This is a genomic window from Lentzea kentuckyensis (assembly GCF_002150765.1).
Classification (GTDB): domain Bacteria; phylum Actinomycetota; class Actinomycetes; order Mycobacteriales; family Pseudonocardiaceae; genus Lentzea; species Lentzea kentuckyensis.
Genome location: NZ_MUYM01000075.1, coordinates 31,192 through 48,139 on the forward strand (window position 1 = coordinate 31,192; position 16,948 = coordinate 48,139).

Annotated in this window: 9 protein-coding genes; 3 read left to right on the forward strand and 6 right to left on the reverse strand. The window is 72.0% G+C overall.

Translation table 11 applies throughout. The annotated features are described in order from the left end of the window. Positions 1-514: 514 nt before the first annotated feature. On the forward strand, positions 515-1,939 hold the full coding sequence (locus tag B0F77_RS32080; protein WP_245848927.1) for a flavin monoamine oxidase family protein: 1,425 nt from the start codon (positions 515-517) through the stop codon (positions 1,937-1,939). Positions 1,940-2,078: 139 nt separating this feature from the next. Here B0F77_RS32080 and B0F77_RS32085 read toward each other — a convergent pair whose 3' ends face one another. Next, the gene (locus B0F77_RS32085; protein ID WP_086666764.1) at positions 2,079-10,211 is read right to left on the reverse strand and encodes a type I polyketide synthase; all 8,133 of its coding nucleotides are present in this window, start codon (positions 10,209-10,211) and stop codon (positions 2,079-2,081) included. 304 nt (positions 10,212-10,515) lie between these two features. On the opposite strand from B0F77_RS32085, the gene B0F77_RS32090 reads away from it, so the two are divergent. Then, positions 10,516-11,013, forward strand: a complete 498-nt coding sequence (locus B0F77_RS32090) for a flavin reductase family protein (protein ID WP_086666765.1) — start codon at positions 10,516-10,518, stop codon at positions 11,011-11,013. Between the two features lie 22 nt (positions 11,014-11,035). On the opposite strand, the gene B0F77_RS32095 is transcribed toward B0F77_RS32090, so the two are convergent. The 4 genes from B0F77_RS32095 to B0F77_RS32110 all read right to left on the reverse strand — a co-directional run bounded on the left by B0F77_RS32095 (position 11,036) and on the right by B0F77_RS32110 (position 15,548). Beyond that, positions 11,036-11,830 (reverse strand): AfsR/SARP family transcriptional regulator, encoded by a 795-nt coding sequence (locus B0F77_RS32095; protein ID WP_086666766.1) that lies wholly within the window; start codon positions 11,828-11,830, stop codon positions 11,036-11,038. A 330-nt stretch (positions 11,831-12,160) separates the two neighbouring features. Further along, complete coding sequence (locus B0F77_RS32100; RefSeq protein WP_086666767.1) at positions 12,161-13,183, reverse strand: helix-turn-helix transcriptional regulator; 1,023 nt, start codon at positions 13,181-13,183, stop codon at positions 12,161-12,163. Next, the gene (locus B0F77_RS32105) at positions 13,180-14,409 is read right to left on the reverse strand and encodes an Nramp family divalent metal transporter (protein ID WP_086666768.1); all 1,230 of its coding nucleotides are present in this window, start codon (positions 14,407-14,409) and stop codon (positions 13,180-13,182) included. Before B0F77_RS32105 ends, B0F77_RS32100 begins: the two co-directional genes overlap by 4 nt. A gap of 239 nt (positions 14,410-14,648) precedes the next feature. Next, positions 14,649-15,548, reverse strand: coding sequence for an MmyB family transcriptional regulator (locus B0F77_RS32110; RefSeq protein WP_086666769.1), 900 nt, complete (start codon positions 15,546-15,548; stop codon positions 14,649-14,651). Positions 15,549-15,910: 362 nt separating this feature from the next. Here B0F77_RS32110 and B0F77_RS32115 point away from each other — a divergent pair, with 362 nt between their 5' ends. Then, entirely contained in the window at positions 15,911-16,699 is a 789-nt protein-coding gene (locus tag B0F77_RS32115) for a helix-turn-helix transcriptional regulator (RefSeq protein ID WP_086666770.1), read from the forward strand. 21 nt (positions 16,700-16,720) lie between these two features. Here B0F77_RS32115 and B0F77_RS32120 read toward each other — a convergent pair whose 3' ends face one another. Beyond that, on the reverse strand, positions 16,721-16,930 hold the full coding sequence (locus B0F77_RS32120; RefSeq protein ID WP_143466997.1) for a DUF5988 family protein: 210 nt from the start codon (positions 16,928-16,930) through the stop codon (positions 16,721-16,723). Positions 16,931-16,948 lie beyond the last annotated feature (18 nt).

The following is a 16,948-nucleotide window of genomic DNA, read 5'->3' on the forward strand; positions in this document are numbered from 1 at the left end:
ACATGCCTCGACACCCGATCGGGGTACGAGGTTGTTGCCGCAGGGGGACGCGGTGAGGCCGGAAAGCCGAGCAGTCACCGCATCAGCACCAATATCGACGAACGACTACCAGGGGGCTCATCCACAACGCGGCGATCAATTCGCCCGAATTCACGTGACGCCGGTCGACGGCATTTGCCGATCGCATTTCCGGGCATTTCCGCGTCACCGGTAAATCAACTCCGCACCAGGTCGTGAACAACATCGACGCCATGCCACATCTACGGCATGACGTCTATTTACGCTGCTCAACCACCTGCGTGCACGTTTCGTGCGTTGCCGGACAGGGCCGTCCGGCAACGCGGGAACCAGACATTCATGCAGTTCGATATGCTTCAGGTCAACCCTGCCGCACACACTCCGTGTCCGTCCGGCTACGCAGCTATCACTATGGCATATCACCGGCGGCACGTCCAGGGACGACCAGTGCATTTCCACTGTTCCAGTGAAACGCCGTCGAGATGAGGACGAAGCAGTGAGTGAAAACATGGGGGCTGGGCACACCGATCGCGCGTTGTCCCGGAGGTGGTTGCTGAAGGCGGGTGGTCTCGCTGCCGCCGCCACCGCCGTCGGCACGGGTACCGCGGCCGCGCAGCCGTCCTCCAAGCCCACGCAGTACGACGCCATCGTCGTGGGTGCCGGGTTCGCCGGAGCGGTCGCGGCACGGCAGCTGCGCGCCGCGGGTCTGAGCACCCTGGTGCTGGAGGCGCGCAACCGCATCGGCGGCCGGACCTGGACCGACACGTTCGCGGGCCAGCGGATCGAGCTGGGCGGGCAGTACGTCTCCAGCGCGCAGCAGCTCGTCACCGCGGAGTTGCAGCGCTACCGGATCGCCACCTCGACCGGCCTCGCGGCGACGCAGGCGATCATGCCCGCGCCCGGCGGCTTCTCGACGTTCACGATCGAGGAGATGGCCACGCGGCAGGGTGCGTTGCTGGAACGGATGTTCGCGGGAACGCGTGACTACTTCCCGGCGCCGCACGACCCGATGCTGCGCCGCAGCATGGTGGCGCAGATCGACGGGTACTCGCTCAAGGACCGGCTCGACCAGCTGGGCTTCACCCCGGAGGAACGCAGCTGGCTCAGCGGCACGACGGCCGGGCAGTCGGGCGGTTCCAGCTCCTACGGCGGCATGACCTCGCTGATGCAGTGGTGGGCGCTGGCCGGGTACAGCGCCGCCTCCTGGTACCAGGCGCAGGGCGCGATGGTCTCGACCGGCATGTCGAGCCTGGTCGGCGCCATCCTCAACGAGGCCAACGCCGAGGTGCGGCTGAACACGCCGGTCGCCGCGATCAGCGAGAGCGGCGGCCAGGTCACCGTCACCACCCGCGCGGGCACCCGCATCACCGCCAAGACCGTCGTGGTGGCGGTGCCGGTGAACCTGTGGAGCACCATCTCGTTCTCCCCCGGCCTGCCCTCGGTGCAGTCCGTCGCCGCCGGACAGGGCGTGGGCGTGCGCAACTGCCGGAAGCTGTGGCTGCACGTGCGGGGCCTGTCCGAACCAGTGCTCGTCAACGGTGCCGAGGGTGACACCTTCATGGCCGTGGTGTCGCACAGCACCGCCGCCGACGGCGGGCAGCTCATGTTCGCGATCAACAACCTGCCCGCGCTCGACGTCACCAGCCACTCGGCCGTGAACGCCGCGCTGCAGCGGGTGCTGCCGGGGACGACGCTGGTCGGCTTCCGGGCGCAGGACTGGGGTGCCGACACGTACTCGCGCGGCGGCTGGGCGCTGCGCAAGCCCGGTCAGATGACCGCGCAGCTCTACTCGATCCAGCAACCGCACGGCCGCCTCGCGTTCGCCACCAGTGACATCGCCAGCGGCTGGGCCGGCTTCGTGGAGGGTGCGCTGGAGTCCGGGTTCAGGGCGGCGACGCAGGCGATCGCCCTCGCCCGCTGATCGCGTGGGTCCGCCGGCAGGGAGCGCGTGCCGCTCCCTGCCGGCGGTGCCACATGCCGTCATGGCGCAGGTCTCCGGCCGGCGGACCCGCACGCCATCACGGCTCCCGCAGTCCCCCGACCGGCGGACCCGCACACCATCACGGCGCCTGCAGTTCCTGGTCGATCAAAGCGAACAGCTCGTCGTCGGAGGCCCCGGCCAGCTCGGCGACGGCCGTGGACTCCGGGTCGAGGCGCCGCAACAGGTCGGTCAGCCGGGCGACGACGTCCGCCGGGTCGGTGGCGGGATCGGCCAGCACGGCGTCCACGGCGGCGTCGATCCGGTGCACGCCGGTCTCGGGCCGCTCTTCCGCCAGCAACTCGTCCAGGTGCGCGGCCACCGCTTCCGGGGTCGGGTGGTCGAACACGAGCGTCGTGGACAGCCGCGTGCCCGCCGCCGTGGCGAGCCGCGTGCGCAACTCCAGCGCGGTCAGCGAGTCGAACCCGTCGTCCAGGAAACCGGCGTCCGTGCGGATCGCGCCGGGATCGTCGTGTCCGAGCACGCTCGCCGCGGTGCGGCACACCAGGTCCAGCAACAGCGCCCGCCGCTCCTGCGCCGAACGCCCTGCCAGTTCGTCGGCCAGTGTCGCGCCCGCGGGGGCCGCCGGACGGGGTGCGGGCCTCGCCAGGCCACCCAGCAGCGGCGACCCGGTTTCGGCGGTCCACCCGGCGGCGTTCAGCCGGGCGGTCACGAGCAGCGGTCCCGGGGTGTCGAGGGCGTAGTCGAGCATCGCCAGTCCGTGCGCGGTGGACAGGCCCGCGACTCCCCGCCGGCCTAGCCGGGCGACGTCTGCGGCCGACACCGCGCCCGCCATCCCACCCGCCTCGTCCCACAGGCCCCACGCCAGTGAGGTCGCCGGCAGGCCGAGCGCCGTCCGATGGTGCGCCAGGGCGTCCAGGAACGCGTTGGCCGCCGCGTAGGCGGACTGCCCCTGGTTGCCGAGCACCCCGACCACCGAGGAGAACAGCACGAACGCGGCCAGGTCGGCGTCGCGGGTCATCCGGTGCAGGTGCCAGGCGGCGTCGGCTTTCGGCCGCAGCACCGCGTCGGCGTCGGCATCGGTCAGGCGGTCGAAGGTGGCGTCGGCCAGTACGCCCGCGGTGTGCACGACAGCGGTCAGCGGATGCGCTTCCGGAACACCCGCCAGCAGGGCGGCCAGGTCGTCCGGATCACCCGCGTCGCAGGCGACCACCTGGGCCTCGGCACCCAGCTCCGCCAGTTCGGCGACCAGCGCGGCCGCTCCCGGCGCGTCCGGCCCGCGGCGGCTGGTGAGCAGCAGGTGCCGCACGCCGTGCCGGGTCACCAGGTGCCGGGCGGTGAGCGCGCCGAGCGTGCCGGTGCCACCGGTGATGAGGACCGTGCCGTCCCGGTCGAGCGGCCGTCCTGGCGCACCCGTGGTCGCCCTGGCCAGACGGGGCGTGAGCACGGCACCGCGGCGCACGGCCACCTGGGCCTCACCGGAGGCGAGCGCGGCCGCCACATGCCGGTCGCCGTGGTCGTCCACGTCCACCAGCACGACCCGGCCGGGCTCCTCGGCCTGCACCGCGCGCACCAGGCCCCACAGCGCGGACGCAGCCAGGTCCGCCACGTCCTCGCCCGGCGCGGTCGCCACCGCGCCGCCGGTCAGCACCGCGACCGGACGATCGTGCACGGCCGCGGCCCGCAGCGCACCGACCACCGCACTCAGCAAGCGTCGCGTCTCGGCGGGCATCTCACCACCGGCCACAGCGCGCGAACCACCACTGCCGACCACACCCCGCGTCCCGGCAGGCAGGCCATCGCCTCCCACCCTCGCGCCGCGGGTGTCGAGCACCAGCACCGACCGGCCGGGCGGCACCGGGTCTCCGAGCCGGACCAGTTCGAACGGCACCGCGCCTGCCGCGGGCACCGGCGTCCAGGTCACGGCGTGCGGGCGGACCCGGTCGTTGGCGACCTGGTCCGCGGTCACCGGCACCAGGCGCAGCGACCTCGCGGACGCCACCAGCTGGCCACGGTCGTCCGCGACCAGCAACGCCACCCCGTCCGGCGACGGCGTCAGCCTGGCGCGCAGCACCGAGCCCACCGCACCCACCACCCCGGCCCCCGACCACGAGAACGGCAGCGCCACGCCCTCACCGACGCCCACCAGCGGGTGCAGCAGCGCGTCGAGCAGGACGGGGTGCAGCGCGAACCCTTCCGGTACGCCGTCGGGCAGGGCCACCTCGGCGAAAAGCTCGTCGCCGTGCCGCCAGGCCGCGCGCAGCGCGCGGAACGCGGGGCCGTAGTCATAGCCGCGTGCCGTCAGGTCCTCGTACAGCGCGTCGACGTCGAGTCGTTCGGCGCCGGGCGGCACGTCGGTCCAGGCGGGCGCCGGCACCGGGTCCGGCGTGAGCAGGCCCTCGGCGTGCCGGACCCACTCGCCGTCGGCCGCGCGGACGTGCACGGCCACCGGACGCCTGCCGTCGGCGTCCCGCTCACCGGCTTCGACCTGGATCCGCACCGATCCGTCCTCTGGCAGCACCAGTGGGCGCAGCAGGGTCAGCTCCTCGACCGCCGCGCACCCTGTGTCGGCCGCGGCGCGCAGTGCGAGGTCGAGGAACGCGGTGCCGGGCAGCAGCGGGCCACCGAGCACGGCGTGGTCAGCGAGCCAGGGATGCGTGGCGAGGGACAGCCGGCCGGTGAGCACCGCGCCGCCACCTGCCAGCTCCGCGGTCCTTTCGAGCAACGGATGCCCGTCGGCGGGCGTGCCGGGGTCCGCGTCCAGCCAGTGCCGGCGGCGCTGGAACGGGTAGGTCGGCAGCACGACGCGCGCCGCGCCCGTGCCGAACACCGCCGCCGGGTCGAAGTCGACACCCGCGGTCCACAGTTCGCCGAGCGCGCGGGCCGCGGCCACCGCCTCGTCCTGGTCCGCCCGCGAGGCCGGCACGACGGCGGCGTCCTCGGAGATCCGCCGCACCTGGGCGGTCAGCGCACCGTCCGGCCCGATCTCCAGGAACCGGCCTACGTCCATAGTGGACACTGCGGCGTGGAAGCGGACCGTGTCGCGCACGTGCCGCACCCAGTAGTCGGCGTCGAAGGACGTCGCGAGCTCACCGGTCACAGTGGACACGATCGGGATTCTCGGTGCCGCGTAAGGGATTCCGGTGACGATCTCACGGAACTCCGCCAGCATCGGGTCCATCAGCGGCGAGTGGAACGCATGGCTCACCCGCAGCCGCTTGACCCGGCGTCCCGCGCCCTGGAAGTGCCCGGCGAGGTCGCGGACGCGCCGCTCCTGCCCCGAGACGACCACCGACGACGGACCGTTCACCGCCGCCACCGCCAGCATCTCGCCCAGCAGCGGCAGAATCTCGTCCTCGGTGGCCTCCACGGCGGCCATCGCCCCGCCCTCCGGCAACCGGTCCATCAACCGGCCGCGAGCCGCCACCAGCCGTCCCGCGTCCTCCAGCGACATCACGCCCGCCACGTGCGCGGCGGCGATCTCCCCCACCGAGTGCCCGACCATCACCTCCGGAGCCACGCCCCACGAGTCGAACAGCCGGAACAGCGCGGTCTGGAAGGCGAACAGCGCGCCCTGGGCGTAGAGGGTGCGGTCGAGCCGTTCGGCGTCGTCCGCGACCACCTCGCGCAGCGGGCGCTCGACGTGCCCCTCCAGCGCGGCGTCGACCGCGGCCAGGGCCTCGTCGAAGGCCGAGGCGAACACCGGGAACGCCGCGCTCAGCCCGGAACCCATGCCGACGCGCTGCCCGCCCTGCCCGGAGAACAGGAACGCGAGCCCCGCGGGGGTCGCCGCGCCGACCTGACCGCCCGCCGCGAGTTCGCGCAGCCGGGCGACCAGGTCGTCCGAGGTCCGGCCGGCCACCACCGCGCGCCGGTCGAACATCGCCCGCGACGCCAGGCTCAGGCCCACGTCGGCCGGATGACGGGCACCGACGTGATCCGCCAGGCGGGCGGCCAGTTCGCGCACCGCGTCGTCCGTGCGGCCCGACAGCACCAGCGGCACCACCTGGGCGCGCTCTCCTGCCGGATCGGTCGCGTCCGGCGCCTGTTCCAGCACCACGTGCGCGTTCGTCCCGCTGATCCCGAACGACGACACGCCCGCCCGGCGCGGCCTGCCCACCTCCGGCCAGGTCCTGGTGCCGGTCAGCAGCTCCACCGGGCTTTCCGACCAGTCCACGTGCCGGGACGGCGCGTCGAGGTGCAGGGTCGCGGGCAGGACGCCCTCGCTCAGCGCGCGCACCATCTTGATCACGCCGGTCACGCCGGCGGCGGCCTGGGTGTGGCCGATGTTCGACTTCACCGAACCCAGCAGCAACGGCCGGTCGGCCGGCCGGTCGCCGTAGGCCTTGATCAGCGCCCGTGCCTCGACCGGGTCACCGAGTGCGGTGCCGGTGCCGTGCGCCTCCACAGCGTCCACATCGGACGGACGCAGGCCCGCGTCGGCCAGGGCGGCGCTGATCACCCGTTCCTGCGCGGGCCCGCTGGGCGCGGTCAGTCCGTTGGACGCGCCGTCGGAGTTGATCGCGGTGCCGCGGACCAGCGCCAGCACCGGCAGGCCGAGCCGACGCGCGTCGGACAGCCGGGCGAGCAGCACGAGACCGGCGCCCTCGGCCCACGCCGTGCCGTCGGCCCGGTCGGAGAACGGCTTGCACCGGCCGTCCGCCGCCAGCCCGCGCTGGCGGCTGAACTCGGTGAACATGCCGGGTGACGACATCACCGCCACCCCGCCCGCCATCGCCAGGTCGCATTCGCCTCCGCGCAGCGACCGCACCGCCAGGTGCACCGACACCAGCGACGACGAGCACGCGGTGTCCACGCTGAGCGATGGACCCTCCAGGCCGTAGACGTAGGACAGCCTGCCGGAGGCGACGCTCGCCGTGCCACCGGTCAGCGCGTGCCCCTCGTGGCCGCTGGGCGTGCGGTGCAGCGGCGGCCCGTAGTCCTGGGGCGTGAGGCCGACGAACACCCCGGTCCGGCTGCCGCGCAACGATCCCGGCTCGATGCCCGCGTTCTCCAGCAGTTCCCAGGACGACTCCAGCAGCAGGCGTTGCTGCGGGTCCATGACGCGGGCCTCGCGCGGTGGTACGCCGAAGAAGTCGCCGTCGAACAGGTCGGCGTCGTACAGGAAGCCGCCGTGGCGGGTGTAGGTGGTGCCGGGAGCGCCGTCCGGGTCGTACAGCGCTTCCACGTCCCAGCCGCGGTTGTCCGGGAACGGCCCGATGGCGTCGACACCGTCCAGTGCGAGCCGCCACAACGCGTCGGGCGTGCGCGCCTCGCCCGGCCACCGGCCGCTCACCGCCACGATCGCGATCGGTTCGCCCTCGGCGACCGGCACGGCGGGGGCCGCCGCGGGTGCGGAGTCGTCACCGGCGAGGTGACGGAGGACGGCGCCGGGCGTCGGGCGTTCGAACGTCAGAGTGGCGGGCAGTCGCCGTCCGAGTGCCTCGCCGAGCAGGTCGCGGAACTCGACCACGCCCGCCGAGTCGAAGCCGAGGTCGTGGAAGGACCGGCCGAGGTCGATCCCGCCGGGCGCGGTGGTGCCGAGCACGACGGCGGCCGTCTGCCGCACCAACGTTTCGAGATCGGCTCGGCCGGGTTCCGGCACGTCGGCCTGCTCCACGACGCCGGCCTGCTCGACTCCTGCCTGCTCACCGTCTGGCGCGACCGGCTCGGCCACCGCGCCGAGCCAGTACCGCCGCCGGTCGAACGCGTAGGTCGGCAGTTCGACCCGGCGGGCGTCCACGGGCACGGTCGCGCGCCAGTCCACCTCGACGCCGCTCGCGTGCACGCGCCCCAGCGAAGTCAGGAACGCGGCCCGGCCGCCGTGGTCGCGGCGCAGGGTGCCGGTGACGAAGCCGTCCACGCCGCGTTCGGCGAGCAACGCCTCGATGCCCACCCCCACCACGGGGTGGGCGCTGACCTCGACGAACGTCCGATGTCCCGCGTCGACGGCCCGGTTCACCGCGCCCTGGAAGTCGACGGTGCCCCGCAGGTTCCGGTACCAGTACTCGGCGGTCAGTCCGGTGGTGTCGAACGGTTCGGCGGTCACCGCCGAGTAGAACGGCAGCTCGCTCGCGCGCGGCCGGATGCCGGCCAGCACCGCCAGCAGCTCGTCCCGGATCTCCTCCACGTGGTCGCAGTGCGAGGCGTAGTCCACGGGCACCGTCCTGGCGTTGACGCCGTCCTCGCGGAAGGCCTCGACCACGCGCTCGAGTGCGTCCCGGTCGCCGGAGACCACGGTGGACGACGGCCCGTTGACCGCGGCCACGGCGAGCGGCTCACCCTCGATCCGGTCCAGCACCACGGCCGCCGGCAACGGCACGGACGCCATGCCGCCCACCCGGCTGATGCCGGTGAGCGCCTTGCTGCGCAACGCCACCACAGCAGCCGCGTCGGCCAGGGACAGCGCGCCCGAGACATACGCCGCGGCGATCTCGCCCTGCGAGTGGCCGATCACCGCGTCCGGCCGCACGCCTGCCGAGCGCCACAGCGCGGCCAGCGACACCATGACCGCGAACAGCACCGGCTGGACCACGTCCACCCGGTCGAGCGATGGCGCGCCCGGCCGTTCCCTCAGCACGTCGAACAGCGACCAGTCCACGTGCCTGGCCAGCGCGTCCGCGCAGTCGACGAGCGAGGCGGCGAACACCGGTTCGTCGGCGAGCAGGCTGCGTGCCATGCCCGGCCACTGGGTGCCCTGGCCGGGGAAGACGAACACGGTGCCGCCGGTGACGTCCCGGCGCGAGCCTCGCACCACCCCCGCCGCCTGACCACCGTCGCGCACCGCCGCGAGCCCGTCGAGCAGCGCCTGCCGGTCGTCGCCGACCACGACGGCTCGGTGGCCGAAATGCACGCGGTCCACCGCGAGTGACAGCGCGACGTCGTGCGGCGGCAGGTACTCGTCCGCGGCGACGTGGTCGTGCAGCCGCGCGGCCTGGCCGCGCAGCGCGGCCGGTGAAGCCGCCGAGAGCGGCCAGGCCGCCGCGGTCGGGCGGCGGTGAAGGCGCGACAGCGACGGGGTGCGCGGCGGGCTCGCCACCACGACGTGGCAGTTCGTGCCTCCCATGCCGAACGCGGACACGCCCGCGACAGTGTGACCGGGCAGCTCCCGGTACTCGCGCTGGACGGTCAGTCCGAGCTCGTCCAGCGGCACGTCCGGGTTCGCCCGCTCGAAGTTGAGACTCGGCGGCAAGCCGCCGTTCGCCAGCGACAGCAGCACCTTGAGCAGGCCGGTGATGCCCGCCGCGCCCTCCAGGTGGCCGGTGTTGGTCTTCACCGACCCGACGGCGAGCGGGCGGGAGGCGTCCCGCCCGAACACAGCGCCCAGCGCGGCCGCCTCGACCGGGTCGCCGACCCTCGTGCCGGTGCCGTGCAGCTCCACGTAACCGACGTCGGCCGGGTCCACGCCCGCCCTGCGGTGCGCCGCGGTGATCACGGCCGCCTGGCCCCGCGCGTCCGGGGTGGTGAGCCCGTCGGTCGCGCCGTCGCTGTTCACCGCGCTGCCCAGCAGCACGCCCAGCACCCGGTCGCCGTCAGCCTCGGCCGCCGCGAGTGGTTTGAGCACCAGGGCCACGCCGCCTTCACCGCGCACGTAGCCGTTGGCGCGGGCGTCGAAGGTGTAGCTGCGGCCGTCCGGGGACAACGCGCCCAGCCGTTCGACGCGGACCGTGCTGTCCGGTGCGAGGTTGAGGTTCACGCCGGCCACCAGTGCCAGTTCGGACTCGCCCCTGCGCAGGCTCTCGCACGCCAGATGCACGGCGACCAGCGACGAGGACTGCCCGGAGTCGACGGTGAGGCTGGGGCCGTGCAGGCCGAGCAGGTGGGACACGCGGTTGGCGAGCATGCCCCGGTTGAGTCCTGGCAGCGTGTGCCGGGTGATCGCGCCGATGCCGCCGCGAGCGGCGAGCAGCGCGTAGTCGTCGGCCATCGCGCCGACGAACACGCCGGTCGCCGTGCCGTGCAACGCGGTGGGCGGGACACCTGCCCGTTCCACGGCCTCCCAGCTCAGCTCCAGCACCAGCCGCTGCTGTGGATCCAGCACGGTGGCCGCCCTGCCGGGAATGCCGAAGAACTCCGCGTCGAACCGGTCGGTGCCGGGCACCACTCCCGCCCAGCGTCCGGGCTCGACCTCGGTCACCGCACTGCGGCCCTCTGCCAGCAACCGCCAGAATCCGGCAGGGTCGTCCGCGCCGGGCAGGCGACAGGCCGCGCCGACGACCGCGATGGCGTCGGTCCGGGTGATCGGTGCGCTCATGTGTCCCCCGTTCTGGGTCCGGACGGGCGGGTCTCCCTGCCATATCCGACCCCTATTCTGTGCAGTCGCGATAACACGTCACTAATCCACGGATAACGCGTCCGTGGACGGACGAGGAGTTGTCGAGAACTTCTTGCCAGAACTACGGATTCACCCCGCTGAGCAGCGCAGACACCGCCGAGTGAGCGCCGGTGCGCCCAGGGACCAAATTCACCGCGAACATTTGGTGTCACGGTCACAGCCGCCGGGGCGAAGGTGGTATTAACGTTTCCCACGACCGCACTAGAAGAACGGGGGAACGAACGTGGGGACGATCGACGCCACGCGTTTCCGGCAGACGCTGGGGCATCTGCCGACCGGGGTCGTGGTGATCACCGCGACCGATCCGCTCGGGGGTCCGGTGGGCATGGCGTGCAACTCGTTCACGTCCGTGTCGCTGGATCCCGCGCTGGTGCTGTTCTGCGTCAAGCGCGGCTCGTCCACGTGGCCGGCCGTCCAGGCGGCGGGCGCGTTCCGGGTGAACGTCCTCGACCGCGGCCATGAGCACCTGAGCAGGCAGTTCGCCGCGCGCGGCGTGGACCGCTTCGCGGGCGTGCGGTGGACGCCGGCGCCGTCCGGGCCGAGGCTGACGGACGTGGTCGCGAGCATCGGGTGCGAGGTGGAGGCGGAGCACCCCGGCGGCGACCACGTGATCGTCGTCGCCAGGGTCCTCTCACTGGAGATCGGCGAGCCTGCCGCGGAACCGCTCGTGTTCCACCGCGGCCGCTACGGCTCGTTCGCCGAGTTCGACCCCGCCCGGTGACGTGAGACGGCCATTGGGCTCCTCAGCGCCGCCCACGAGCGCCGGGCAGTTCGAGCCCGTCGCCGGCTTCGAGCTGGTGGGTGAGGATCGCCCGCTCCAACTCCCGCAGCCGGGGACCGGGCTCGGTGCCCAGCTCGCCGGCGAGGACCGCGCGGGTGCGCCGGTAGACGGCCAGTGCGTCTGCCTGCCGCCCGCTCCGGTACAGCGCGAGCATGAGGTTGCCGCACGTCCTCTCGCGCAGCGGTTCCGCCTCGACCAGCGCCTCCAGGTCGCCGATGACGTCCCGGTAGCGGCGTGCCGCCAGGTCCGCCTCGACGCGGAGCTCGACGGCGGCGGTCCGGGCGTTGTCCAGTGCCCTGATCTCCGGCCAGGCGTAGCCGTGCTCGACGAGGTCGGCCAGCGCCGGTCCGCGCCACTGGTCCAGCGCCGCACGCAGGGTGTCCGACGCCTGTTCCCACCGCCCCGCCGCCAGCTCCGCCCTGCCCCGCTCGGACAGAGCGCGGAAGCGGGCGAGGTCCACCCGGTCCTCCTCCACGTGCAGGACGTAGCCCGGACCGTGCCGCAACAGCCGTGGCGGGTTCGGGCCGGGTGCTCCCGCCAGTGCGGCACGCAGCCGGAAGACCGCGTTGTGCAGGACCTGTCTGGCCGTCCGCGGCGCTGCGGCCGGCCAGATCGCGTCCATCAGCCTGCTCACCGGGACCACCTCGTTGCGGTGCAGGAGCAACCAGCCCAGGGCGGCGGACCTGCGCGCGCCGCCGAGCCGCACCTCGTGACCGCCGTCGTGGACCCGGAGCGGGCCCAGCACTTCGAACCACATGACTCACCTCGGTCGGATGTCCGCCTCGTTCGTGCCGGTGAGGGCAGCGCTGCCGGGGCGGCCGATCACCTCCGCCGACCCCATCCGGTGTCGCGCACGGGAAGATGTCCACCACGTCGAACGAGCATTTTGTGCCCCCAACTTCCGTCGTTTCGGTCATTCCGAGGCTAAACGGGAAATCCACCTGACTTCCACCATGTCACCCGACATGAAGCTGCACTTCCTCTTGTGGAGTGCCTTTTTCGTCCTCAGCCGGAAACGTGCCCCCCGGCTGAGGGCACGACAAAGACCCGGGCCCGCCATTTGCCGGGTCCGGGTCTTTGTCTTTCGTCAGGAGTCGTCCTGCTGCATCTCCCGCACGGCGTAGCCCAGCTGGAACCTGCTCGTCGCGCCGAACCTCTGCATGAGCTGGCCGATGTGCTTGCGGCAGGTGCGCACGGACAGGCCCAGCCTGCGGGCGATGGCGTCGTCCTTCGCACCGGCCACCAGCATCTTGACGATCTCCTCCTTGAGGTCGTCGCTGATCACGTCCGGCATCGCCCGCCGCGTGTCGAACTCCTTGGCACCGATCCAGGCGTGCTCGAAGCAGGAGTGCAGAAAGCTCACCAGCGCGGGGTCGCGCACCACCGTCGCGGCGCCTGGCCCTTCCCCCGGTGCAGGCACGAACGCCGTGGCACGGTCGAAGATGATGAGCCGGTCGAACAGCGCCTCCGCGGTGCGGAACTCGGCGCCGTCGCCGACGAGCTTGGCGGCGTGCTCGCGGGTGTTCGCGTCGAAGCGGGCCGTGTGCTGGTAGAGCACCCGCATCCGCACGCCCCTGGCCAGCATCCGCCGGTCGCGCTCCTCCGCCTCGCGCAGCTCGTGGGTCGAGCGGGGTCCTCCCGGCTGCATGGACAGCACCTCGACGGTGGCGTTGGTGGCCGCCTCCCTGAGCAGCGCCCTGACCGCGACGACGTCCTGCACCACGCCCCACCCGGACGAGCCGGAGCGGTTTTCGCGGAATTGTTCGGAGGCATTTCTCAGCTCCTCCCGGAAATGGTAGAGCTCCGCCTGACGCTCCAGCACCTCCACTTCCGCCAGCGGTAACATCGTGTTCATCGCGACACTGGGGTCGACCGGCAGGTACCGCCCCTCGCACGTTTGCCTGACCATTCTGAGCGCGAGCAGGTTCGCGATCATCCGTTCGCACTCGCCGAGGGTGCGGCCCAGTGCGGCCGCCGCCTCCGCACAGGTGAACTCGTCGCGGTGCCCGACCGCCCACCGGTAGGCCTCGAAGCTGCCGTCCAGCACCTTCGGGAAGCCTCCCGCCCAGTCCACTGCCGTCCTCCTGGTGATCTCGTACGCCCTTGTCATGCGGTGAGTCCCCGGACCACGAGGAAGACGTTGAGCCCCGACACCAGCAGGGCCGCGACCACGCCGGCGGCCGTCGTCGCGCGGCTGTTCACCAGTGCGCCCATCACGTCCCGCCGCCTGCCCAGCAACACCAGCGGGACCAGCGCGAACGGGATGCCGAAGGACAGCACGACCTGGCTGAGCACGAGGGCGCGCGTCGGGTCGACGCCGAACGCCAGCACGGCCAGCGGCGGCGCCATGGTGAGCAGCCTGCGCAGCCACAGCGGTATCCGTCTGCGCAGGAAGCCCTCCATCACCACCTGACCGGAGTAGGTGCCGACGCTGGACGCCGCCAGGCCGGAGGCCAGCAGCGCCAGTGCGAACGCCAGCGCCGCTCCCGCGCCGAGCGTGACGCCGAGCCCGGCGTGCACCTCCTCCAGCGACTCGCCGACTCCGGTGCCGTGCAGCGCGCCGGCGGCCACCACCAGCATGGTGGCGTTGACCAGGGCCGCGAGGCCGAGAGCGACACCGATGTCGGCCTTGGCCGCGCGCATCAGCCGTCGTTGCGCGGCGACGTCAGGCGAGTGCAGGTGCTGGGTGAGCGCCGAGTGCAGATAGATGACGTGCGGCATCACCGTCGCGCCGAGCATGCCGGTGGCCAGCAGGACGCTGTCCACCCCCGCGAAGCCCGGCACCAGCCCGCCCGCCAGGCCGTCCAACGGCCCGAGCGCGAGCGCCTGGTACAGGAAACCTGCCAGCACGATCGCCAGCATCCCGCCGATCACCGTCTCGAAACGTCGGCGGCTCGACGGCGCCAGGGCGAGCAGCCCGGCCGACACCACCGCCGCGATGATCGCGCCGTGCAGCAACGGCACGCCGAACAGGAGGTTCAGCGCCACCGCCGCGCCGACGAACTCCGCCAGGTCGGTGGCCATCGCCACCAGTTCCGCCTGCACCCACAGCAGGCGGCTCACCGGCCGCGGGTAGTGCTCCCGGCAGAGCTCGGCCAGGTTCCGCCCGGTCGCCACGCCGAGCTTGGCCGACTGGTGTTGCACGAACATCGCCAGCGCGCTGGCACTCACGATCACCCAGAGCAGCAGGTAGCCGTAGGCGGCACCGCCCGCGGTGTTGGTCGCGAAGTTGCCGGGATCCACGTAGGCCACCGCCACCACGAAAGCGGGGCCGATCGCCGCCACGGCGGATCCGGTCGCCGGCCCGACGGACCGGCGACGCGAGGTCCACACCATTTCTTACGTCCTCTCCCCCGAAGAGTTACGTGCGCCGGCCAGTCGGAAGACGTGCCGGAGCCAGAGGAGGTCTGCGCGCGGACGGAGGACCCACCGTGCGCCCGCGTCATCGAGGGAGGTGGTGCGGCGGCACACACACCAGTACCAGCGGATTTCTCCCCTGGTTGCGCGCCGCCAGTGCCAACGCATGACCCCGGTGTCGAACCTATTCACCGGTTGAGCAGTCAACCAGTGTCGTCTTATCGTGGTACTGGCACCACCAGACGATCCAGCCAGCTCAGCCGCTCGGCCGTGGCGGTCGCGGGATCGGGGGTGTAGATCATGAGCCGGTGGTCGGGCCGGCCGGCCGGGGTCAGCACCACCTGGTCGAAGGTGAGGACGCCCGCGAGGGGATGGCGGAACCACACCGACCGCATCGGCGTCTCGACGAGTTCCTGCAGCTGCCACAACGACACGAAGCGGTCGCTGGACGCGGACAGCTCCAGCACCAGCCGCTGCAGCCCCTGGTCGTCCGGGTACCGCGCGATCTGGTCGCGCAACTGCGCCACGAGCTCACGCGCCAGCCGCTCCTCCTGCGGGTAGAACTCGGCGATCCCGGGGTCGAGGAAGAACGCGTGGAAGCAGTTCTCGTGCGACGCGGCGACACTGAACGCCCGCCGCGCCGCCGCGTTGGCGGCGACGATGTTCCAGTGGCGGTCCAGCAGATAGGCGGGGTTGGGTGACCAGCCGTCGACCAGCACCCGCAGCCCTCCGACGTCGTCGCCGGACGACTCGGTGGTGCTGGTGGGCGGCGCCAGGCCGGCCAGGTGGAAGAGATGCACGCGTTCCGCGTGGGACAACCTGAGCGCCTGACTCACGGCGTCGAGCACGCGCTCGGACACGTTGATGTCCTTGCCCTGCTCGAGCCACGTGTACCAGGACAGGCCGACGTTGGCCAGCACGGCTACCTCCTCACGGCGCAGGCCCGGCGTGCGGCGGCGGCCGTCGACCGCGAGCCCCACGTCGGAGGGAGTGAGCCTGGCCCGGCAAGATCGCAGGAAATCGCGTAACTCCTGTCTGCGGACGGCCACTGCCGGCGTTCGTGAAGTCATCTGGTTCATACTTCGAAAGTAGGACGAGCGCCGACCGCGCGGCAACATCGCAGGAAGAGCGGGCCGAATCCCGGGATTGACGAGGAAGACACGCCGAAAGGCGCGATACAACACCTTCACTCGTACGGACGAACGCAAATCAATATCCGTCCGAAGTCGTCACAGAGCGCACATATATCATTCACCAACGCGAACATATTACTCTGATCGCGTTAGCACAAAAGTACCATAAAGATCATCCATAACGTCTCCACCAGTCAAAACAGGTCGATCACGGACCGTGAACAACCTTTACCGTCCACCTGAGAAAGAGTGTGACGCTAATCATATGGGACTGGGCTGAACGCTCACGGGCCAGGTAGAGCGGCGACCAATAAGCTGGCCGGAGATAGGCCACGTCGACTCGGGGGATGCCGGTGGTCCTGCGCGAAAATCCGATGAAGAAGGCCATGCGCCGGGAGTTCCTGCATTCACGCAGGGCACGCCTTTCACCGGAAGATGTCGGGCTGGTGTCCACCGGCAGACGCGGCACGCCGGGACTGCGCAGAGAAGAGGTGGCAGCGCTGGCCGGAGTCAGCGCGTCCTGGTACACGTGGCTCGAACAGGGCCGCGACATCAAGGTCTCCGACGCGGTGCTCGACGCGGTGAGCGAGGCACTCAGACTCACCCCGGCCGAGCGCGCGCATCTGTACCGGCTGACCGGCCGCACCCCACCGCCTCACCCCGTCCCGGCCGGCAGGCAGGCGCCGGCCCTCGCCCGGCTGACACACGACTGGCAACTGGGCCCGGCCTACGCGCTGGACCGCCACTGGACCGTCGTGGCGGCGAACACCGAGGCCTGTGACGTGCTGCGGGTACGGGTGAACCGCAACCGCCTGACCGACTTCTTCACGGACCCGGTGTTCGCCGAACGGCACGACCGCTGGCGGGAGACGGCCGAACTGCTGCTGGGCGAGTTCCGCGCGCGGGCGGCCCGCTTTCCCGGCGACGAAGGAGCGGCCGCACTCGTGCACGACCTGAGCACCACGAGCCTCACGTTCCGGGAACTGTGGCGCCGGCAACGCATCGCCGACGGCGCGGACGCGGTGGTCGAGGTCCGCCGCGAGGACGGCACCCCGGTCCGGCTGCGGCGGGTGACGCTCGGCGCAGACGAACACGGGGACTGCCACCTGGTGGTGTACACGCCTGCCGACGGGTGAGGCGGGTGAGCCCCGCAGGGCTCATTCCGCGATCTTCGTCCGGTACGCCCAGGTGAACACCGGCAGGTGCTCCCCGTCCACCAGCCTGCTCTCCTCGCTGCGGGTGAAGTGCTCGTGGCCGGCGGCGTGCTGGACACGGACCTTCACGTCGAACCCGTCCGCCAGTTCGACCACCTCACCGTCGAGCGTCCGCGGCCCGCCAATCAGCACTGCCTTGCTGTTCCGCTGCACGATGTCCACCTTTCGCTG